At 56.2% G+C, this 20,576-nt stretch carries 18 protein-coding genes; 7 read left to right on the top strand and 11 right to left on the bottom strand.

The genetic code is table 11. The features are described from left to right. Positions 1-35: 35 nt before the first annotated feature. The 4 genes from ACR0CE_RS03005 to iscR are packed head-to-tail and all read right to left on the bottom strand — an operon-like array spanning position 36 to position 3,367. The gene (locus ACR0CE_RS03005) at positions 36-239 is read right to left on the bottom strand and encodes a hypothetical protein (protein ID WP_267365771.1); all 204 of its coding nucleotides are present in this window, start codon (positions 237-239) and stop codon (positions 36-38) included. Then, on the bottom strand, positions 239-1,759 hold the full coding sequence (gene sufB / locus ACR0CE_RS03000) for a Fe-S cluster assembly protein SufB (RefSeq protein ID WP_267365773.1): 1,521 nt from the start codon (positions 1,757-1,759) through the stop codon (positions 239-241). Before sufB ends, ACR0CE_RS03005 begins: the two co-directional genes overlap by 1 nt. Before the next feature lie 18 nt (positions 1,760-1,777). Further along, a complete protein-coding gene (locus ACR0CE_RS02995; protein WP_480830858.1) occupies positions 1,778-2,857 on the bottom strand; it encodes a cysteine desulfurase family protein in 1,080 nt (359 codons plus the stop codon). 51 nt (positions 2,858-2,908) lie between these two features. Beyond that, positions 2,909-3,367, bottom strand: coding sequence for a Fe-S cluster assembly transcriptional regulator IscR (gene iscR, locus ACR0CE_RS02990; RefSeq protein ID WP_209596301.1), 459 nt, complete (start codon positions 3,365-3,367; stop codon positions 2,909-2,911). 179 nt (positions 3,368-3,546) lie between these two features. Between iscR and ACR0CE_RS02985 the strand changes: the two genes are divergently transcribed. From ACR0CE_RS02985 to ACR0CE_RS02960, 6 genes are all read left to right on the top strand, one after another. Beyond that, positions 3,547-4,200, top strand: a complete 654-nt coding sequence (locus ACR0CE_RS02985; RefSeq protein ID WP_209503893.1) for an alpha/beta hydrolase — start codon at positions 3,547-3,549, stop codon at positions 4,198-4,200. Beyond that, the gene (locus ACR0CE_RS02980) at positions 4,200-4,445 is read left to right on the top strand and encodes a hypothetical protein (RefSeq protein WP_267366187.1); all 246 of its coding nucleotides are present in this window, start codon (positions 4,200-4,202) and stop codon (positions 4,443-4,445) included. Before ACR0CE_RS02985 ends, ACR0CE_RS02980 begins: the two co-directional genes overlap by 1 nt. Next, complete coding sequence (locus tag ACR0CE_RS02975) at positions 4,442-5,611, top strand: HD domain-containing protein (RefSeq protein ID WP_480830855.1); 1,170 nt, start codon at positions 4,442-4,444, stop codon at positions 5,609-5,611. The genes ACR0CE_RS02980 and ACR0CE_RS02975 overlap by 4 nt, the downstream gene beginning before the upstream one ends. A gap of 362 nt (positions 5,612-5,973) precedes the next feature. Continuing rightward, positions 5,974-6,309, top strand: a complete 336-nt coding sequence (locus tag ACR0CE_RS02970) for an SMR family transporter (protein ID WP_267366185.1) — start codon at positions 5,974-5,976, stop codon at positions 6,307-6,309. A gap of 76 nt (positions 6,310-6,385) precedes the next feature. Next, positions 6,386-8,203, top strand: coding sequence for a translational GTPase TypA (gene typA / locus ACR0CE_RS02965; protein WP_267366184.1), 1,818 nt, complete (start codon positions 6,386-6,388; stop codon positions 8,201-8,203). 620 nt (positions 8,204-8,823) lie between these two features. After that, a complete protein-coding gene (locus tag ACR0CE_RS02960) occupies positions 8,824-9,246 on the top strand; it encodes a histone H1-like repetitive region-containing protein (protein WP_480830853.1) in 423 nt (140 codons plus the stop codon). 159 nt (positions 9,247-9,405) lie between these two features. Here the strand turns inward: ACR0CE_RS02960 and ACR0CE_RS02955 are convergent, their stop codons facing one another. The 4 genes from ACR0CE_RS02955 to recA all read right to left on the bottom strand — a co-directional run bounded on the left by ACR0CE_RS02955 (position 9,406) and on the right by recA (position 14,599). Next, positions 9,406-10,029, bottom strand: a complete 624-nt coding sequence (locus ACR0CE_RS02955) for a transglutaminase-like cysteine peptidase (protein ID WP_480480872.1) — start codon at positions 10,027-10,029, stop codon at positions 9,406-9,408. Positions 10,030-10,400: 371 nt separating this feature from the next. Further along, a complete protein-coding gene (locus ACR0CE_RS02950) occupies positions 10,401-10,688 on the bottom strand; it encodes a DUF1330 domain-containing protein (RefSeq protein ID WP_480485606.1) in 288 nt (95 codons plus the stop codon). A gap of 1 nt (position 10,689) precedes the next feature. Continuing rightward, a complete protein-coding gene (gene alaS / locus ACR0CE_RS02945; RefSeq protein WP_480830851.1) occupies positions 10,690-13,362 on the bottom strand; it encodes an alanine--tRNA ligase in 2,673 nt (890 codons plus the stop codon). A 169-nt stretch (positions 13,363-13,531) separates the two neighbouring features. Further along, the gene (gene recA, locus ACR0CE_RS02940; RefSeq protein ID WP_267366220.1) at positions 13,532-14,599 is read right to left on the bottom strand and encodes a recombinase RecA; all 1,068 of its coding nucleotides are present in this window, start codon (positions 14,597-14,599) and stop codon (positions 13,532-13,534) included. A gap of 192 nt (positions 14,600-14,791) precedes the next feature. Between recA and ACR0CE_RS02935 the strand changes: the two genes are divergently transcribed. Continuing rightward, the gene (locus ACR0CE_RS02935; RefSeq protein ID WP_480830849.1) at positions 14,792-15,385 is read left to right on the top strand and encodes a sulfotransferase family protein; all 594 of its coding nucleotides are present in this window, start codon (positions 14,792-14,794) and stop codon (positions 15,383-15,385) included. A gap of 4 nt (positions 15,386-15,389) precedes the next feature. Here ACR0CE_RS02935 and ACR0CE_RS02930 read toward each other — a convergent pair whose 3' ends face one another. The 3 genes from ACR0CE_RS02930 to guaB all read right to left on the bottom strand — a co-directional run bounded on the left by ACR0CE_RS02930 (position 15,390) and on the right by guaB (position 20,489). Beyond that, positions 15,390-17,681, bottom strand: a complete 2,292-nt coding sequence (locus tag ACR0CE_RS02930) for an ATP-binding protein (RefSeq protein ID WP_480830847.1) — start codon at positions 17,679-17,681, stop codon at positions 15,390-15,392. Between the two features lie 108 nt (positions 17,682-17,789). Next, on the bottom strand, positions 17,790-18,947 hold the full coding sequence (locus tag ACR0CE_RS02925; protein WP_480830845.1) for an RsmB/NOP family class I SAM-dependent RNA methyltransferase: 1,158 nt from the start codon (positions 18,945-18,947) through the stop codon (positions 17,790-17,792). A gap of 93 nt (positions 18,948-19,040) precedes the next feature. Then, positions 19,041-20,489, bottom strand: a complete 1,449-nt coding sequence (gene guaB / locus ACR0CE_RS02920; RefSeq protein ID WP_480505132.1) for an IMP dehydrogenase — start codon at positions 20,487-20,489, stop codon at positions 19,041-19,043. Between the last annotated feature and the right edge of the window lie 87 nt (positions 20,490-20,576).

Below are 20,576 nucleotides of genomic sequence, written 5' to 3'. Positions count from 1 at the left end.
GCGTATCGCAAGGGGCGCCGTGGCCCCGCATTGTTCTAGCCCAGTAATCTGCGGATCAGTCTGGCGAGGATCCAACCCAGGATTGCCCCGCCACCTACTGCCCAAACCGGGTTGATGAATTCCATGTAATGGGTGTTGACGTAGGCCACGCCAAGCAGACCGCCCAGAACCGGCAATGCGTACCCAAGCCAGGTCAGCACATCATCCTTACGGATGCGGGTTCCGGGTGACCGCGTCATTACCCAACCGAACCTTCAAGTGAGATGGCCACCAACTGCTGTGCTTCCATCGCAAACTCCATTGGAAGCGCCTGAAGCACATCTTTGCAGAACCCGTTGACCACCAGCGCTACGGCTTCTTCTTCGTCCATGCCGCGCTGACGGCAGTAGAACAGCTGATCGTCATCCACTTTTGACGTCGTCGCCTCGTGCTCAACGCGGCTCGAGTTGTTCTTGACCTCGATATAGGGAACCGTATGTGCACCGCATTTGTCGCCGATCAGCAGACTGTCACACTGCGTGTAGTTCCGGCTGTCCTTGGCTTTCGGGTGCATCGACACAAGTCCACGATAGGTGTTCTGGGCCTTGCCCGCGCTGATGCCCTTGGACACGATGCGCGACTTGGTATTCCTGCCCAGATGAATCATCTTGGTGCCGGTGTCGGCCTGCTGATAATTGTTGGCTATCGCGATCGAATAGAACTCACCCTGGCTTTCATTGCCGCGCAGGATGCAGGACGGGTATTTCCATGTCACGGCCGATCCGGTTTCCACCTGTGTCCACATCACCTTGGACCGGTCACCCCGGCAGTCGGCGCGTTTGGTCACGAAGTTATAGATACCACCCTTGCCGTTTTCATCCCCCGGAAACCAGTTCTGAACGGTCGAGTATTTCACCTCGGCATCTTCTTCGACGATGATCTCGACCACAGCGGCATGCAGTTGCGCCGTGTCGCGCTGGGGTGCGGTACAGCCTTCCAGATATGAGACGTACGAGCCCTTATCAGCAATGATCAAAGTGCGTTCGAACTGACCGGTATTTTCGGCGTTGATCCGGAAGTAGGTGCTTAGTTCCATCGGGCAGCGAACCCCCGGCGGGATGTAGACGAACGAACCATCCGAGAACACAGCCGAGTTCAGTGTCGCATAGAAGTTGTCTGAAACCGGAACCACGGTTCCCAGGTACTTCTTGACCAATTCGGGATGCTCTTTGATCGCCTCAGAGATCGAGCAGAAGATCACGCCTGCCTTTTTCAGTTCGGCCTGAAAGGTCGTACCCACGGAAACCGAGTCAAACACTGCATCGACCGCTACCTTGCGGCCTTCGGCAGGTGCATCCTCAGCCCCTTCAACGCCAGCCAGAATCATCTGTTCTTTCAGAGGGATACCAAGCTTTTCGTAAGTGGCGAGCAGCTTTGGATCAACCTCATCCAGAGATTTGGGCTTCTCTTCCATCGATTTGGGGCGGGCATAGTAATACTGGTTTTGAAAATCGATTGGCGGATAGTGAACCATCGCCCATTTGGGTTCTTCCATTTTGGTCCAACGCTCGAACGCGGCCAGACGCCATTCGGTCATCCACTCGGGCTCATCGTTTTTCCCCGAGATCAGACGGACGATATCCGGGTTCACGCCTTTGGGCGCGTATTCCATCTCGATATCGGTATCCCAGCCATATTTGTATGTGCCGACCTCGCGAACCGCGTCTACGGTTTCCTGATCGACACCTTCTTTTACCTGGGTCTGGTCCAAAGCGGCCATGACTTACCCTCCGTCAGATCACGCAGCCCGCGCGCGATGCTTTTTCTCTTTTTCAAGCCACGTTTCGGCGAAACGCAGCACATCTTCTTCAGTCGTCTCTGGCCCCAGCGATACGCGGATTGCGCATGACGCCACCGTCTCATCAAATCCCATTGCCGTCAGAACCCGACTGGTTTTGACCCTGCCGCTAGAACAGGCGGATCCCGCACTGATGGCAAAGCCAGACAAATCCATCTGCATCACCTGCGTTTCGCCTTTCCAGCCGGGCGTCGCGAAACACAGGGTGTTCGGGAGTCGCTCCTGATCTTTCCCGACAAAAATAGTAGATATTGCACCAGCCTCAAGAGCGTTTTCTAGAATATTTCTAAGTTCTCTGACTTTTTCCCATACTCCATCCGCCAGATCGCGCTGAGCAGCCTCGGCAGCCGCGCCAAATCCGGCAATGCCCACCACATTTTCAGTACCGGATCTTCGGCCCATTTCCTGTCCGCCACCGCTGGCCAAAGGTTCGATATCGATACCTTGCCGCAGGATCAAAGCGCCAACACCTTTTGGCCCGCCAATCTTATGCGCCGACAGGATCGCCATATCAGCGCCGCTCCAGGCGAAGGAAAATGGAATGCGTCCGACAACCTGCGTAATATCCAGCAACAGCCAGTCCGCGCGCCGCGCGCCATAGGGCCACTGGTTCTCAACTTTCTGTGGCGGCTGCGTGATGACTCCGGTTTCGGAGTTCGCAAGCCCCATCGCCAATATGTGCCCAGGGCCAAAGGGATGTTCGCTACAATGGGTCAGATCGAAATGCGACCACAGCGCATCGTGGGCGGTGCTGTCGACAAAGACGTCGCAGCCTTCGGGGCGGTTTTGCAGAACCCGCGCCGCTTCGGTCGCGCCAGAGGTAAATATGACCTCTTGCGGACGGCAACCGACGGCCTCGGCAACCTGCGCCCGCGCGCGTTCGACCAGCGCTTTTGCGGCACGTCCTTCCGCATGAACAGATGACGGGTTCCCGACCACATCCATCGCCGCGATCATCGCCTCGCGCGCTTCGGGTCGCAGCGGCGTAGTCGCGTTATGATCCAGATAAACACGTTTCATGGATACATCTTTTCCTGCACAGAACTCATATGCATGTTCGACTTACCCAGCTCATTCATCGACGACGGAAAACAGGCTTGGAACTGCCGGGCAAGGCGCAAGGTCATTTCTGATCACATCCGACAGGCGCGTCTGGTGCAGGAAGACATAAACATGCGCGCTCAGGCTTTCCCACAAGCGGTTCGTCAGGGATTGCGCCCTGCTACCCGATGACGCACCGGATGCTCCGGCCCCTTTTTGCAGCGCATCAACTGTCTCATCCACGGCGGCCAGAACCTCGACCACGCGAATCTCGGACGCGGGACGTGCAAGACGATACCCCCCTCCGGGCCCACGGACAGAAGCAACCAGTTCCGCGCGACGCAGCTTGACGAAAAGCTGCTCAAGATACGGCAGAGAAATGTCCTGCCGTTCCGAAATTTCGCCCAGGGTTACCAGCCGGTCTGTTGGCTGAAGCGCAATATCCGCCAAAGCGACCATCGCGTAACGCCCTTTGGTCGAAAGCTTCATTCCCTGCCCCCTTTTATCCGGATCTGCGCGAAATCATTGACGCCGACGCTGCCAGTGCGTATCTCCGACTGACAGCGCGATTGCGCCAAGCAATGTAATTAGAACCGTTCTAAGGTGTCCGACGATTATAGTCAAGTATATCCGGATGCCCGCACGAAAATGACAGGACCAAAGCACACATGCCCGAGGTGATTTTTCCCGGACCCGAAGGCCGCCTGGAAGGCCGTTACCACCCGCAAAAGGAAAAAGACGCACCGATCGCTATCGTGCTTCACCCGCATCCTCAGTTCGGCGGGACCATGAACAACAAGGTGGTCTATAACCTGCACTATGCCTTTTACAACATGGGCTTCACAGTGCTGCGCTTTAACTTCCGCGGCGTCGGTCGCAGCCAGGGTGAATATGATCAAGGTGTTGGCGAGCTGAGCGATGCGGCATCTGCGCTGGATTACCTTCAATCCATGAACAACAACTCGAAACACTGTTGGGTTGCGGGCTTTTCGTTTGGGGCGTGGATTGGAATGCAGTTGCTGATGCGCCGCCCCGAAATCACAGGTTTCATCAGCGTGTCGCCGCCTGCAAACATGTATGACTTTTCCTTCCTTGCGCCCTGCCCGTCTTCGGGTCTGATCATCAACGGATCGGCTGACCGTGTGGCACCACCAGCGGATACCACCGCGCTGGTCAACAAGCTGCACGAGCAAAAAGGAATCACAATCACCCATAACGAGGTTGAGGGCGCGGATCATTTCTTCCAGGAACGCCACATGGACACGCTGATCACAGATGTCAGCGACTATGTGAAACGTCGGCTGACCGAGAACACCCGCTAATGTCCGACACCATCACATCGCTCGCGGCCAAACTGGCCGAAGATACGATGAAGGTCATGGACGAAACCGGCGAAGACCGGTTCTTTGTGGAAGTGGGTGAAGTTCTTGGTGCGGCGTCTCAATCTCTGGAAGAGGCTTTCCTGACAGAAATCCGCGTGCGTCTGGCTGAACGCAAGGCCAGACAATTTGTGATCAAGCGCCTCGCTTCGCATCGCGCGAAACTCAAGGCGATTGAAAAGCAATGACCGATCGCCTGGTTGCGCAGGTCGCATTTCTGAAACGGGCCGACAATCTGAAACTGGTCGAGCGGGCAAATGTCCTGCTTGACCAGTCAAGGCCCGAAAACTCCGCCGAACACAGCTGGCACTTGGCTTTGTGGGCAATGGTCATGGCGCCGCTGGCCGGGCCGGACATCTCGGTCGACCGGGTCATCCGCATGTTGCTGCTACATGATCTGGTCGAGATCGTGACAGGTGATCACCCGATTCACCTCAACACGGATTGGGATACCGTGGCCAAGGCTGAACAGGCCGCAGCACAGGAATTGTTTGGTCTGTTGCCCGACGAACAGGCACAGGAATTTCTTTCTCTCTGGCACGAGTTCGAGGCGGACCAGACCCCGGATGCCCGGTTTGCCAAGATTCTGGATCGCTGCCAGCCGCTGTTTCAGGTCCTGTGCGCCACTGACCCGCGACACGATCATGTGGACATTGCGCGGTCGAACCTGGCGGGTGGGCGCGCAGCTTACCTGGCCCATGCGTTTCCACTGGCCCATCAGCATGCCACAAACCTCTTGACCAAGTCCGACCCTCAGGATGACGCATTCACGAAAAGATTGGCGTTTCTCACAGAAGCGGATCAGTTGAAATCCGTTTTGCGCGCGTCACGCCTGATGGCCAGTGACCGGTTCGAAAACTCGGCGGAACATTCGTGGCATGTCATGCTCTACGCCTGGGTATTGTCGGAATACGCGCATTCGGATGTTCAAGTGGACCGAATCCTCCAGATGTTGCTTTTGCACGATGTTGTCGAAATCGACGCGGGCGACCACCCGATCCACGGACATGTCGACCACGCGGAACAAGAAGCCAAGGAACAGGCCGCCGCCAAACGACTGTTTGGCCTTCTGCCTGACTGTCAACACAGGTCATTTACTGAACTATGGCGCGAGTTTGAGGCGGCTGAAACCCCGGAAGCCAGATTTGCAAAGGCTGTTGACCGGTTTCAAACACCCATAGCAAATCTGGAAACAGGTGGCGGATCATGGGTCGAATACAAAGTAAAATTCGATCAGATTGTAACACGTGTCCGACCAGCTATTGCAGCGGGAGCACCTCAGCTGTGGGACTGGCTGCAACCACAACTGGTTGTGCATTTTGAACATGTCGAAACACCCGATCCTCAAACATAAAAAAAGGAGCCTGAAGGCTCCTTTTTTCTTGCTTGGTTTCTAGCGGCGTTCAAAAAACACTACTACCATCAAACTGTTGAACCACGTTGGCTGCATTCACTTCGACGGACCCCCCGTCAGCAAGCCACCCAATCGCCACTATCAGACCCGAAGCAAATATGATTGATTTCGCAAATAACGTCATCGCTCAAAACTCATTAACAAAAATAAAAAATATAGGGCGAATATTACATTCATTCGATTGAAAAAACAGTCAGGTATACCTGACCCAAGGTAACCTTGCAGACTGCATGGCGGTCGACGTATTTCACTCACGAAAATCGCCACCAAGCCACCGGACCCACCCTTTTCGAGGTACTCAAATGCCCCAAGCCTATCTGTATCTGTTACTGGCGGTGCTGGCGGAAACCATTGGCACGACGGCCTTGCAAGCCAGCCAGCAGTTTTCGCGGTTCTGGCCATCCGTGATCGTTGTCGTTGGGTACGCGTTTGCGTTTTACCTCATGGCGCTAACGCTGAAATTCATGCCTGTCGGTATTGTTTATGCTATCTGGTCCGGTCTCGGTATATTCCTGATCGCCGTGATCGGATTCATCGTGTTCGGCCAAAGGCTGGACTGGCCTGCGATCCTGGGGTTGACGTTGATATTGTCCGGAATCCTGATCATTCACCTCTTTTCAAAGACTGCCGGGCACTGAAGGCCGGTTAGGGCTGGTATATTTTGCCGCGCCGCGTTATGCGCGCGGCAACTTCCCGTTCAAAGGCTGACCTCTCATGGACCTGCGCAACATCGCAATCATCGCTCACGTGGACCACGGCAAAACGACCCTGGTGGACGAGCTGCTTAAACAATCCGGTGCATTCCGGGAAAATCAGGCCGTCGCGGAACGCGCCATGGACAGTAACGACCTGGAGCGTGAACGCGGCATCACCATCCTGGCCAAGGCCACCTCGGTTGAGTGGAAAGACACACGCATCAATATTGTCGACACCCCTGGCCACGCCGATTTCGGCGGCGAGGTCGAGCGCATCCTCAGCATGGTCGACGGTGTTGTTCTTTTGGTGGACGCCGCAGAAGGCCCAATGCCCCAGACCAAGTTTGTAACGTCCAAGGCACTGGCGCTGGGCCTACGCCCGATCGTTGTTCTGAACAAGGTCGACAAGCCGGATGCCGAACCGGATCGCGCGCTGGACGAATGCTTTGACCTGTTCGCCAACCTCGGCGCGGATGACGACCAGTTGGATTTCCCTTCAATGTACGCCTCGGGCCGTTCTGGCTGGGCGGACATGGAGCTGGACGGTCCCCGCAAGGACTTGAGCGCGCTATTCGACCTGATTGTCGATCATGTTCCTGCTCCGAAGCAGGTCGATCACAAAAATGAACCCTTCCGGATGCTGGCGACGACACTGGGCAGCGATCCCTTCATCGGCCGTATCCTGACCGGCCGTGTGGAAAGCGGTACGCTGAAGGCTGGCGACAGCCTCAAGGCGCTCAGCCGCGATGGTTCGGTCATCGAAAACTTCCGCGCCACGAAAATCCTGGCGTTTCGGGGACTGGCCCAGCAGCCCATTGATGTGGCCGAAGCAGGCGACATCGTGACCATCGCTGGCATGAGCAAAGCCACCGTAGCGGATTCACTGGTTGCCCCTCAGGTCACTGAGGCCCTGCCCGCGCAGCCCATTGATCCACCGACCATTACCGTGACCTTCGGTATCAATGATTCTCCGCTAGCAGGCCGTGACGGCAAAAAAGTTCAATCACGCGTCATTCGAGACCGCCTGATGAAGGAAGCCGAGTCGAACGTCGCCATCCGTGTCACCGACACCCCCGGCGGCGAGGCGTTCGAAGTTGCGGGCCGCGGAGAGCTGCAAATGGGAGTTCTGATCGAGAACATGCGCCGAGAAGGCTTTGAGCTTAGCATCTCGCGCCCGCAGGTTCTGTTCCGTGAGGAAGACGGGCAGCGGCTTGAGCCCATCGAAGAAGTCACCATCGACGTGGATGACGAATATTCTGGTTCCGTTATCGAAAAGATCACCGGCGCCCGCAAAGGTGAACTGGTCGAGATGCGCCCGGCTGGTACCGGCAAGACGCGGATCATCGCCCATGTCCCGTCCCGTGGTCTGATTGGTTACCACGGCGAATTTCTGACCGACACGCGCGGTACCGGTGTACTGAACCGTGTGTTCCACGATTGGGCGCCACATAAGGGGCAAATTCCGGGCCGTCGCGCAGGCGTTCTGATCTCGATGGAGAAAGGTCAGGCTGTGGCTTATGCGCTGTGGAACCTGGAAGAGCGTGGCCGTATGTTTGTTGGTCCGCAAACAGACGTATATCAGGGTATGGTGATCGGCGAACACTCGCGAGACAACGATCTGGAAGTGAACCCGCTCAAAGGCAAGAAGTTGACAAACGTGCGCGCCAGTGGATCCGACGACGCGGTCCGCCTGACGCCGCATATTCAGTTCTCACTGGAAGAGGCAATTGCCTATATCGACGATGATGAACTGGTGGAAGTCACACCAAACGCGGTGCGCCTGCGGAAGCGTTTTCTTGACCCGCACGAGCGTAAACGGATGGCCAAATCTGCCTAGAACACCCTCAGGTTGCAAACTGACCAAACGGAAACAATGGCATTAGTGTGGCATATTTGCTTCCAATACGACAAAAGACGAAATCAGAAAAACCGGGCTCACTGCCCGGTTTTTAATTGAAAACTAACATCTTTCTCCGCATGGTTGAAGATTTCTGACACAAACCTCACCAACAAGATATTGTAGGCGCCCTCGAATTATGGTCAAAACACGTCAGAAGTGTGACGTCCTTCACAAACACCGATACGGGAATGGTGCATAGAAGGACGTAGTTTAGTTATCGAGTTCCAAGGAGTTCAAAATGGGTAATAGAGCTCGCAAGTTTCCACTGTTTTTTATTGCGACAACTTTTCTGCTTTCACCTGCCGGTGAAACCTTTGCCGCTGGGACATGTACGGTTGCAACAGCACGGCAATCCGCTGCGTCCGCGCAGGTTTTGTGCGAATGCGATGCTGTGACATCCGGCATGATCCGCTACATTCAACGCCGTCATGACTTCGATCAGATTCTGGCGCGCGTCGGTGCAGAATGCGCCCCGCTGGCAGGTCTGCTAAGTGACTTCCCGACCGCATCGATCGGTGTCTCAGACCAGAGATCCGGCGACGGACCTTCCCAGGAAAATGGCACGCCCCCCGATGGTGGCGGCGGTAACCCAACCGGTGGCGAAGAACCTGGTGGTGAAGAACCCGGTGGTGAAGAGCCCGGTGGCGAAGAACCCGGTGGCGAAGAACCCGGTGGTGAAGAACCCGGTGGCGAAGAGCCCGGTGGAGAAGAACCCGGTGGCGAAGAGCCCGGTGGCGAAGAGCCCGGTGGCGAAGAGCCCGGTGGAGAAGAGCCCGGTGGCGAAGAGCCCGGTGGAGAAGAGCCCGGTGGAGAAGAGCCCGGTGGTGAAGAACCTGGTGGCGAAGAGCCCGGTGGAGAAGAACCCGGTGGGGAAGAACCCGGTGGTGAAGAGCCCGGTGGTGAAGAGCACGAAGAAGACTGATAAAGACGAAACCGAATACCAGCGAACCGGCCCTAGGAACGCGGAGCATATTCGATAGAAAAAACTCTGCTGGTCGAGGCTTCGGGGCTGGAATACGTCGATACGCAAAACGTTCGGATTAATCCGTCCAAGCGTAAGGTCAAAGACTACACTCTTGGGCGCAGACCAAATCTGCGTCCAAGGGTAAGATTTTGGGTAGGTAAATATACCGCTGAGGTCAGCTGCGCCCGTAAACGCCGACCCATTGACTGGGCCGCTTCGGATCTTGCATGCGCAGGAACAAATAGCGCGTAGCTGTCCAGGGTTTGATCCGGTTTGTGAGATTGTCCAAGATCAGGTCGCCCTGCGCCGAGCGGTAGACCAGAACCGCATGAGGCGTCCGGCGTGTGTCCAGAACGGTCGCAATCAAAAGCTTACTTGGATCAACCCCGGCATGGATCAGATCCCTTTTCTTCAACAATGCAAAGTCTTCACAATCACCGCCTCTGGGTGTTGGCAAGGCCCATCGCTCGCGCGTTTTGTACTGGGACTGATCCGTAACTTCCCGGGTCGACGCGTTTACGCGGCGATTCACTTGATTTACCACCGTCAGCTCTTGGTGGCTGGACAACGTGACCGAGCGTTTTGCAGTGCAAGCCCAGTTATATTGGTTGCATAGGTTGATTGCGCCTGAGGGCGGAGGTGAAGACGCAACGATTGGGATAAAGACGCCGTCGGATGCCTGCGCGACAGGTGCGGAGGCGATTACGCCGATACACACGGTGCAGATACCCAATGCGCGCGCCGCAGCCGATGCAAGAGCGGCAACACACCTCTTGGCTAAATTCGCGAATGAAATCATGCGAGTTCCCCGATCCGATGTTCTTCGAACGATTGCATGTCCAACTGCACCACATTCTGTTTCTTGAAACTATCTGTGATCAGGCGTTTCGCGCAATCTTTTGAGACCCTGCAAAGGAAACGGGGCGAAAATTCGTCCGAGAATCTGACAATTTCACGTAAGAATTTTGTTGGCGCGGCCACAATTCAGCCAAGAACCATTCGGCAGAGCGGGAGCGTTGAAGGGTAAGCGATTGAAATAAAACTATTAAACAAAAAAAGCCCGCTGTCGCGGGCTAATCAGTATCAACCAAACATGACATAAGCCGAATCTTGCTTATTCACCGTCAGTTTTCTCGGAATTATCAGTATCTTGGATACTAAACCCGAAGTTCACTCCGTGATTTCGACCACTACCAGTTCACGCTCGCTTGCGCCGCGCGCGTGATTCAGGGCCTGCTGGTAGTCATCCGAGTTATAGCAATCAACCGCTGCCTCCAGCGTCGGGAAGCGGGCCACCACGTTTCGTGGACGTTCCTTGCCTTCCAGTTGAACGTACCGCGCAGCACGGGCGATAAACTCGCCCCCGTGCTTGGCGATGGCCGGTCCGGCCAGTTCAGCGTATTTGCCGTACGCCTCGGTGTCCGTCACCGTGACATGCGCAATCCAAAGAGCAGCCATATTATCCTCCCAAAACCTGTTGTGCGGCCTTGATTGCCGCCTCTGCATTTGACGCATCCTTGCCGCCGCCCTGGGCCATGTCAGGGCGGCCGCCGCCTCCTTTTCCGCCCAACTCGATCACGGCCGCTTTTACAAGATCCACCGCCGAAATTCGCCCGGTCAGATCTTCCGTCACACCAGCGGCAACGGCCGCCTTGCCGCCCGTATCCGCAATCAGCAGCACCGCACCCGATCCAAGGCGGCTTTTGTGTTCGTCGATCAACGCAGGGAGGTCCTTACCTGAAACACCGCTAAGGGCTTGCGCCAGGAATTTCACACCATTTACATCCCGCGCCTCGGCACCACCGCCGTGACCGGCCCCACCAGCCATAGCCAGATCCCGGCGCAACTGAGCCACTTCGTTCTGCAAAGCCTTGCGTTCGTCCAGAAGGCTTTTCACGCGCGCCACAACGTCGTCCGGTTGCGCCTTCAGTTCTGATGCGACCTGAGCCAGACGTTGATCCTGTGCCGAAAGATAGCGGAAGGCTTCATCCCCGGTCAGCGCTTCGATCCGGCGCACACCTGCACTGCTGGCGCTGTCACCCAACACAACAAAGGTGCCGATATCTCCTGTCTGGCGCACATGTGTACCGCCACAGAGTTCTATCGACCACGTATCGCCGTCATGGCCTTTGCCTGTTGGTGCCTTGCCCATGGAGACGACACGAACCTCGTCACCATATTTCTCGCCGAACAGGGCCTGCGCGCCCAATGCGCGCGCGTCGTCGGGTGTCATGACCCGGGTTTCAACAGTCGAATTCTGGCGGATGAAATCGTTCACCTCGCGTTCGACTTTTTGGATTTCCTCCAGGCTCAGCGCTTTGGAATGACTGAAGTCGAACCGCAGACGATCCGCTGCGTTCAGCGAACCGCGTTGTGCTACGTGGTCACCTAGCGTTTCGCGCAGGGCTTCATGCAGCAGGTGCGTGGCCGAGTGATTGGCGCGAATGGCGGAACGGCGGGCGTGATCAACCTCAAGCTCTACCGCGTCGCCCTTGCAAACAACGCCGCTTTGAACCGCCACCTTATGAGCATAGACCTTGCCGTCGGCAAACTTCCTCGTGTCCTCCACGCGGCTCAGGTGATCGCGATCCTCCAGCCTACGCAACGCGCCAGTATCGCCGACCTGACCGCCGGCCTCCCCGTAGAACGGGGTCTGGTTCACGACGACCCAACCGCTGCTGCCCGCGTCGATCTTGTCGACCATTGCGCCATCAACAACCAAAGCGGCAACCTGCGCTTCGGCTTTCTCGGTATCGTAGCCGAGAAAATCCGTCGCACCGGCGGTATCCAGCACATCAAACCATACGACCTGATCCGCTGCTTCACCTGACCCGGCCCATGCGGCACGTGCCTTGGCCTTCTGTTCAGCCATCGCGGTGTCAAAACCGTCCGTGTCGACGCTCAGGCCCTTTTCACGCAGCGCATCCTGCGTAAGATCCAGTGGGAAGCCATACGTGTCGTAAAGCTTAAAGGCCGCTTCACCTGACAGGGGTGCCCCCTCAGAAAGCCCTGAAACCTCATCATCCAGCAACTTCAGACCACGGTCCAGTGTCTGCTTGAACCGGGTTTCTTCCAGCAGCAGCGTCTCTTCGATAAGCGGTTGCGCCTGTTTCAGTTCAGAATAATGCCCGCCCATCTGCTGCACCAGCGTAGGTACCAGGCGATGCATGACAGGATCCTTGGCGCCCAGCAGGTGCGCATGGCGCATGGCGCGGCGCATGATCCGGCGCAGAACATATCCCCGGCCGTCATTGCTGGGCATCACACCGTCTGCAATCAGGAACGAGGTCGACCGCAGGTGATCCGCGATCACCCTGTGATGCACGTTCTGGTCGCCATACGGGTCGACACCGGTCGCATCTGCCGAAGCCTCGATCAAGGTTTTGAACAAGTCGGTGTCGTAATTGTCATGGCTGCCCTGCAACAGCGCCCCAATCCGTTCAAGCCCCATACCTGTGTCGATGGACTGCATGTCAAGCTCGACCATCGAGCCATCTTCGAACTGCTCGTTTTGCATGAAAACGACGTTCCAGATTTCGATGAACCGGTCGCCATCTTCCTCGGGTGATCCCGGAGGGCCGCCCCAGATGTGATCGCCGTGATCATAGAAGATCTCGGTACACGGGCCGCAAGGTCCGGTCGGACCCATCTGCCAGAAATTGTCATTGGTGGCGATGCGAATGATCCGGTCCTCGGGCACACCGACCTTTTTCCAGATTTCAAAGGCTTCATCATCGGTATGATAGACAGTGGTCAACAGGCGGGTTTTGTCGATACCGAATTCTCTGGTGATCAGTTCCCAGGCAAAAGGGATCGCTTCATGTTTGAAGTAATCCCCGAATGAAAAGTTTCCCAGCATCTCAAAAAACGTATGGTGACGCGCCGTATAGCCAACATTGTCAAGATCGTTGTGCTTGCCACCCGCACGCACACATTTCTGCGCCGTGGTGGCGCGTTTGTAATCGCGGGTTTCCAGACCGGTAAACAGGTTCTTGAACTGCACCATGCCTGAGTTCACGAACATCAGTGTCGGGTCATTGCGCGGCACCAGCGGGCTGGACGCGACGATCTCATGCCCTTGTTTTTCAAAGTAGTTCAGAAAAGTCGATCGGATGTCGTTCAGGGTTGGCATAGGGCTCTCTCGGCGCACATATATCTTGGTCTCCGTTGGTTTAGCCCCGTGTCAGGTGAGTGTCCACAGCAGAGGCACACAGGAACGAAACAAGGCGACCCGATCAAGCCGCCTTGTTTCAAGTGTTACAGTCTTTGCGCAGATGTCAGGGGTTACCCACCTCAGGACATCAGGCCTCCAGAATATCGTCATCCTCGGCAACGCCTGGCGACATATCGAATTCCAGCCCATGCGCCGCGCGGATCTTGTCTTCGATGTCCAGCGCCACCCGGCTGTTTTCCCGCAGGTATTGTTTGGCGTTCTCACGCCCCTGCCCGATCCGCTCATCACCATAGCTGAACCAGGACCCGGACTTTTCGACAACACCAGCTTTAACACCCAAATCCAGCAATTCGCCCATCTTCGAGATGCCTTCGCCATACATGATATCGAACTCGACCTGCTTGAACGGCGGTGCGACCTTGTTCTTCACAACTTTGACGCGGGTCTGGTTCCCGACCACTTCATCCCGGTCCTTGATTGCGCCAATCCGGCGGATATCCAGCCGAACCGAGCTGTAGAATTTCAGCGCATTGCCACCGGTTGTGGTTTCCGGGCTGCCGAACATCACGCCGATCTTCATCCGGATCTGGTTGATGAAGATGACCATGCAGTTCGAACGGCTGATCGAGCCTGTCAGTTTGCGCATTGCCTGGCTCATCAGCCGGGCCTGAACACCCACGCTGCTGTCTCCCATGTCCCCTTCGAGTTCCGATTTCGGCGTCAGGGCAGCGACCGAGTCGACAACAACCATATTGACTGCGCCCGAGCGTACCAGAGTATCTGTGATTTCAAGCGCCTGCTCACCGGTGTCAGGCTGGGAGATCAAAAGCTCATCCAGATCAACGCCCAGCTTGCGGGCATATTGCGGGTCCAGAGCGTGTTCCGCATCTACGAACGCGCAAACTCCGCCGCGCTTTTGCTGCTCAGCAATGCAATGAAGGGTCAAAGTGGTTTTACCCGAGCTCTCAGGCCCGTAAATCTCAACGATACGCCCCATCGGCAGCCCGCCGATACCCAGCGCGATATCCAGACCCAGCGACCCGGTCGAGCTCGCCTCGATGTCCTGCCGGGCATCTTCTCCCAGCTTCATGATCGACCCCTTGCCGAACTGCCGTTCGATCTGGGCCAGCGCACTGTCGAGCGCCTTTTGCTTGTCTGCGTTTTTCTTGTCGCTCATTGTCAGAAGATCCGCCATTGTCCTGTCGCCTTCCCTTTTGTCACACCCTTAATCGGGCGGCAATCGCTGCTTTGTTCGCCTCTTGTTCCTTATGAGATCAAAAAGAGAACATTTCAACTAAAACTTACAGAAATCAGTCTTCTGCAATTGTGTTAAAGAGTCGTTTACGACAATCTGCATAAGAAACATGGCAACCTTGGGAACCGATAAATGCTTGTTTTTTATAAAGAACGACTTGCTTTTCTTTCAGTCCCCAAGACCGGAAGCACGGCTTATCACACGGCGTTGCGTGACCGGGCCGATCTCATCGTGACACATCCACCTGAGCTGAAACACGCCCCGGTGCGTCGGTATGACCGGTTTTTCCAGACCATGTTTCGAAAACTGTTTGATACCGAGATGGAAATTATGGCCGTTGTGCGCGAGCCGTTGGATTGGCTGGGCAGCTGGTACCGGTTTCGCAGTCGTGAAGACTTGATAGGTCAACCGCGCTCGACACGTGACATGAGTTTTGACGCATTCGTGCAAGCCTATTTGCTGGACACACGTCCCGAGTTCGCCAATGTCGGCAGCCAGGCGCAATTCTTTCGTACTCGCAAAGACAGTTCTAGCGCTCGTCATATCTTCAAATACGAGCATCAAGACAAGGTGTTAGACTTTCTGCAAGCACGTCTGGACATGCAGATCGACCTGAAGCGCGAAAACGTATCGCCTCCGGGAGATTTGCATCTGTCACCTGCTACCGAACAGAAGTTTCGAAATGCCTGCCCAGAAGAATTTGCGCTGCACAAAGCCGCATTGTGATCCATCAGTTGAGTTGTTGAAACACAGCCTCTGTCAATTGGTTGAGGGAAAACGGTTTGGGCAGAAAGGTTGAGTTGGCAATATCCGGACCGGTATCGCCGAAAACGCCTTCGGTATACCCGGACACGAAGATCACACGCGCGTCCGGGCGCGTCTCCCTAGCCTTGCGCACCCAAGTGGGCCCGTCCATTCCTGGCATGACAACATCTGTGACGAATACATCAACACTTAACGCGGAATCTTCAAGCAGTCGAAGCGCCTCTTCCGCCGAGTCCGCCTCGAGCACGGTGTAACCTTTCAGCCGCAGGGCGCGGGTCGCAAAGGCGCGAACAGGCGCCTCATCCTCGACCAGCAGCACCACGCCTTCGCCCTGCCTGGCGCTCTGGGCTTCGGGCTGGACTGGCGATTCAGTTTCGACCTCGGACGTCGTCGCGCAAACCGGAAGAAAGACAGTGAACTCGGTGCCCCGTCCAATTGCGCTGTCGACAAAGATAAACCCACCGGTTTGCTTTACGATCCCGTAGGCCGTTGACAACCCCAACCCGGTGCCCTCACCAGTTCGTTTCGTGGTGTAGAAGGGTTCGAAAATCTTCTGCAGCTTATCTGCTGGGATACCAACACCGCCATCCACAACCTTGACTGTCACATAGTCGCCCGGTTGTACGGTTGCCCTGTCCCGCATGAGAGGCTGCAAAAGGGTCAACACACTGGTTTCAATGCGAATTTCACCACCGTCCGGCATGGCATCTCGTGCGTTAACGACAAGGTTCATCAGCACCTGCTCAAGTTGACGCTTGTCCGCCCGCACGGGTTTGAGCACCGGATCGTGGCTCAGCGTCAATTGCACCTTCTCGCCAACCAAACGGTTCAGCAGGTGAATAAGGTCCGAGATCGTGTCACGCAGATCCAACACTTCCGGCCTGAGGGTCTGTTTTCGCGAAAACGCCAAAAGCTGACTGACCAGCGCGGCGGCCCGGTTGGCATTCTGATTGATCTGCACCAAATCCCCGTAGTCCGGGTCATTCTGGTCATGGCGCAACAGCAGCAGATCGCAGTGACCGGAAATGGCCGTCAGCAGGTTGTTGAAATCATGTGCAACACCTCCGGCCAATTGCCCTACGGCCTGCATCTTCTGGCCCTGAACGAATTGAGCTTCCAGAGTCTTCAGTTCAGTCGCATCGTTCAGAACCGCGATCAGGCATATCTTTCCATCGACAAACATACGGCTCAGGGTGACTTGAACAAAGATTTCCTTGTCGTCCCTAATGAACTGCAAAAACTCTGATCGCTGCGTTTCTTCATGCGCCTCGGTTCGTTTCAACCAATCCAGCACAGGGCCCCCTACGCCCCGCATGATGTCGCTGATGTTACTGCCTTCAAGCTGCTTCTTTCCCAACAGTTTCGCCGCCAGCCGATTACTGTCCAGAATGATGCCGTCCTCGGAAAGTCTGAGGATTGGAACCGGGAGGTCAGAGAAGGACATGACCGCATCCTGTGCGGGCATCTGCGTAATCGGTAACAAACAAAGGCTTCGTTCCGACCCGGATTGAGAAAATTCGGACACGGCTGCCAGAATATGACAATCGCGGGTCCTGACTGCGTTGACAGCCCCGGTCCGCGGTTCGGCTTCGCTGAAAATATCCTGCGCCCTGGCAGGGTGCGCACCAAACAAACGCTCGGCCGTGGCATTGACGCGCAATACGTCACCTGCGCGTCCAAGGGTTACGACCGGCAAGCCAAGGGTTTGCCAGCTATCCTGTTGAACACAGCTAAAGTTCCAGTAGAACAGTCCCGGCCGCAATCGGTGCACGGAAACCGAAATAGTCCGATCGCCACCGGGAAACTCGCTCTGGGCGCTTCCTGTGGATTGCGCCCGCGATTGTAGGCTCAACAAGATCGCCGAAGGGTTAGCAAACCTGGAGCGCAAACAGCGGGCTAGGTTTTCGCCTCGTATGGCCCCCAGCTTTTTGTCCGCCAGGACGTTCGCGGCCAATATGTCACCATACCCGTTTGAGATCACGACCGGAGCATCCTCGCGCTCTGCGAAAGCGGCCAAAAGGGCTGATATCTGTTGCAAATGCCTGTTCGTAATCGCCCCCTTGATCCCAAACAAGAGCGCCACAACCAAAAGGGAAATGCCTGTTGCCAGCAAACCTTTTGTCCAATCCGACGGCAGAAACCCAACCGCAGGTGCCAGGCTGATCAACAGCGCCACAAACACCAACGACCCGATCCGAAACACCGATGGAGTATCGGCGGTTGAAGGGACTGGAACAAATTCAGTGATGTCAGGCATAAACGGCTCGGGCACAGGTTTTGCGGTAATAACAGGTAGAATTGGTTAACACTCGCCTAACGGCGCTAAAAAACAAATCAGCTACCCAGGGTTGTATTTACCGAAAGATCAGCGCGTCAAGTGTGACGTAAAGAACCCGTCGGACCCGCGCGTTACCTGCCACGCCTGCCGGAAGGTTTCACGCCAGCCCGCATGTTTTGTCAGAAACCTGTCGACAACCGCATCGTTCTCGTCGGCAAGAACCGAACACGTTGCATAAGCCAGCACTCCACCTGCTTGGACCAATGGCGTGATATCTGCGAGAATGTCAGCCTGAATGACCGTGAGTTCTTGCAACCGTTCTTCAGTCAACGCCCATTTGCCTGCCGGTGCGCGCCGCCACGAACCGCTGCCAGAACACGGGGCGTCGGCCAAAACGACGTCAAAAGGCCCGTGACCAGCAAGTTCCGCGCTGTTCAGGATGGTTATTCTGGCCCCTGCCCGTTCTGCCCGCGCTGGAATATCCTTCATTCGGCGTGCGTTTACATCATGAGCGTATACTTCGACGCCTTTGTTTGCAGCAATCGCAAGCGACTTGCCGCCGCCCCCGGCGCAATAGTCCAAAACGCGCATTCCAGGGCGCAGATCCAAGGCAGCAACAACCGCCTGACTTGCCGCATCCTGAAGCTCGACCAAGCCCTGAGCGTATGCCTGGCTTTGCGCGATCCGACGCGTGCCCTCTGTCACCTCTAGGCCAGTCTCGCATATCGGTGTTGGACAGGCAGAAATACCGTCGGTCGCCAATGCATTAATCGCCCGGGTTGCATCCGTTTTCAACAGATTGAGCCGCAGAAAAACCGGGGCGCGCTCTTGCAATGCCAATGCGCAAGGCACGGCGGCATCGTTCAAGGATGCAACGAACCTTGGCCACAGCCAGTCGGGAAGATCATATCTCTCGGCGTCGGATGCAAAATCCCTTGATACTTCGTCATTTTGAAGGGCTTCTGGCGCGTGGCGGTCACCGGTAAACAACTCAACCGGATCTTCACCCGATGCGCGAATTGCGCCGATCATCAGGCCGCGGCCAGTTCCGGAACCACCCAAAGCAGCAAATGAGCGTTTGCACCGCACAGCGTCAAACACATGATCGCGAATAGCTGCCCGATCCTTGGAGCCCGCAAACCTGCTGCGCCGCGCCCAGCCGGTCAGCGCTTTTTCAACCGGGGCCCCGGCCAGAATTTGATCCAATATTTCAATCGAGGCCTGAACGCGGGCAGCAGGTGTCATCACGGATTACCTTGACTGAAACAGGCCGTGACAGGCCAATACAAAATAGCTACGGCACCCCGAGCATGGGTGCCGTATGTCACGCGCAACGGCTTACATCACCCGGTAGTTCGGGCTTTCACGTGTGATCTGAACATCGTGCACGTGGCTCTCTTTCAGACCTGCGCCCGTGATCTTTACGAATTGGCAGTTTCTGCGCATCTCTTCGACAGTCGCGCAGCCGGTGTATCCCATCGCGGCGCGCAAACCACCAACTAGCTGGTGGATCACTGCACTGGCTGATCCTTTGTAAGGAACCTGCCCTTCAATCCCTTCGGGTACCAGCTTGTCATTTGCTGCGTCCTTCTGGAAATACCGATCCGCCGATCCGCGCGCCATCGCACCAAGACTGCCCATACCGCGATAGGATTTGAACGACCGGCCCTGATACAAAATGACCTCACCCGGGCTTTCGTCTGTGCCCGCGATCATCGAACCGACCATGGCGCAGGACGCGCCAGCCGCGATTGCCTTGGCAAAATCGCCCGAGAACTTGATGCCACCATCCGCAATGACCGGAACATCTCCCGCCGCAGCCGCACAATCACTGATCGCGGTCAGCTGAGGGACACCAACGCCCGCCACCATGCGTGTTGTACAGATCGAGCCGGGGCCAATGCCCACCTTGATGGCGTCAGCACCCGCGTCGATCAGTGCCTTGGTCGCCTCGCCTGTGGCCACGTTTCCCGCAATGATCTGAACCTCGTTCGACAGGGTTTTGACCCGTCTGACCGCATCCAGCACACCCTGAGAATGACCATGCGCCGTATCGACGACAATGATATCCACGCCCGAAGCCACCAGTTGCTCGGACCGCTCAAATCCCGCGTCTCCAACCGATGTCGCGGCAGCCACTCGCAGGCGGCCAAGCCGGTCTTTGCAGGCAGTTGGGTTCAGAACGGCCTGTTCGGTGTCTTTCAACGTTAGCAGACCTGTAAGTTTTCCCGTGCCATCGACCACAAGCAATTTTTCGATACGACGGGCCCGCATCAGGCTTTTAGCCTCTTCCAGATCGGCGGGTTCTTTCAGCATTGCCAGGTTTTCCGAGGTCATCATCGCCTTGATCGGTGTGTTGTCGGAATTGGCAAAGCGCATATCCCTGTTGGTCACGATACCAACAACGCGGCCATCCGCGTCAACTACCGGGAAACCGGTAAAATTATAGCGCTCGACCAGAGCCTTCGCATCGGCCAGGGTTTGATCCGCGCGCAAGGTAACGGGGTTGTAGACGATACCCGACTCGAACCGTTTGACGCGGCGAACTTCGCGAGACTGCTCTTCTACGGAAAGGTTCTTGTGGATGACCCCGATACCGCCCGCCTGTGCCATGGCAATGGCCATGCGCGCCTCGGTCACAGTGTCCATGGCCGAGCTCAGCAGCGGGATGTTCATGGTAATCTCACGCGTGACACGCGTGGTGGTGTTCGCTGTTGCCGGCAGCACTGAAGATGCGGCCGGAACCAGAAGAACGTCGTCAAAGGTGAGTGCCTCACGAATCTGCATCTGAATACCCCATGCAAAAGCCCGTTTGGCGGTGACCCTATTGCATGGATTGAACCAAAGGAAAAGCCCTTGGGGGCAACTCTGTGG

This window comes from Ruegeria sp. L11 (assembly GCF_056531755.1).
Note: the sequence above shows the minus strand (reverse complement) of the source record. Positions and strands in the feature narration are given on the sequence as shown.